At 65.4% G+C, this 688-nt stretch carries 1 protein-coding gene; it reads left to right on the plus strand.

All coding sequences use genetic code 11. From position 1 onward, the window contains the following. Positions 1-688, plus strand: a 688-nt coding sequence (locus A7X97_RS00655; RefSeq protein WP_111007449.1) for an FKBP-type peptidyl-prolyl cis-trans isomerase N-terminal domain-containing protein, incomplete at both ends; no start/stop codon positions are given.

Raw genomic sequence — 688 nt, forward strand, 5'->3', positions numbered from 1 at the left:
GCAGCCGCCAAGGAGACCGCAACCTTGAATTCCCCCAAGCAGAAGCTCGGCTACGCCATCGGCCTTGATGTCGCCAAGTCGTTCACCCCGATCGCCGATGAGATCGATGTGGCCGCGCTGCGCACTGCCGTGGAGCGTTCGTTCGAAGGCCTGCAGCCGCAGATCACCCAGGAACAGGCCAAGGCCACCGATGCCGCGTTGCGCCAGGTGGTGATGGCCCGCAGTGGCCAGCAGGTGCCGGGCATGGCGCCGGGTTCGCAGCCGCCGAAGGTCGATCGCGTCAAAGTGTCGCAGATGATCGGTTCGTACTCGGTCGGCCCGTCGCTGGCACAGCTGAAGGACGACATTGATGTCGCCTCGCTGTTTGACGCGATCAGCACAGGCCTGAGCAAGGGCCAGCCGAAGATGACGGAAGCTGACGCGACCGCCACCATCCAGGCCTTCATGGGCAGCAAGCAGGCCGAGATGCAGGCCAAGGCCGCCGCAGCCGCACAGACCAACCGCGAGGAAGGCAACGCGTTCCTGGCCAAGAACAAGACCCAGCCGGGCGTCGTCACCACCCCGTCGGGCCTGCAGTACCAGATCATCCGCCCGGGTAGCGGCGAGCGCCCGCTGCCGAGCAGCAAGGTGCGCGTGAACTACGAAGGCAAGCTGCTCAACGGCACCGTGTTTGACAGCTCCTATGGTC

Source organism: Stenotrophomonas sepilia (genome assembly GCF_003244875.1).
Lineage (GTDB): Bacteria > Pseudomonadota > Gammaproteobacteria > Xanthomonadales > Xanthomonadaceae > Stenotrophomonas > Stenotrophomonas sepilia.